Genomic DNA, 423 nt, shown 5'->3' on the forward strand with positions numbered 1-423 from the left:
GTCGTCGACGTGCCCACCGGCGGCAAGAAGACCTGGCTGTGGGCGCTGCTCGGCGCCGCGGTCGTCGCCGGCGTGATCGTCGTCGTCGCCGCGGGCGGCGGCGGCAAGAAGAGCAAGGGCGAGACCGTCGCCGCGGGCACCGCCGGCACGGGCAGCGCCCCGGCCGCGATCGGCACCGGCACCGCCGGCACCGTCCCCGCGGCGGTCGTGATCGACGCCGGCGAGGTCGCGGTCGCGCCGGCCACGCCCGACGCCGCCGCGATGGTCGCCACCGGCCCCGGCAGCGCCACCGGCGCCGTCGACAACGCGGCGGTCGCCGCCGCCATCGCCGACGCGCGCGCCGCGGTCGCGGCCTCCGACTGGACCAAGGCCCGCGAGCGCGCCGACGCCGCGCTCAAGCTCGATCCGGCCAGCACCGACGCC

Annotated in this window: 1 pseudogene; it reads left to right on the plus strand. The window is 80.1% G+C overall.

The features are described from left to right. Window positions 1-423, plus strand: a pseudogene (locus I6F37_RS46695) (hypothetical protein); the annotation flags it as partial.

The organism is Bradyrhizobium sp. NBAIM08, assembly GCF_020193935.1.
Lineage (GTDB): Bacteria > Pseudomonadota > Alphaproteobacteria > Rhizobiales > Xanthobacteraceae > Bradyrhizobium > Bradyrhizobium yuanmingense.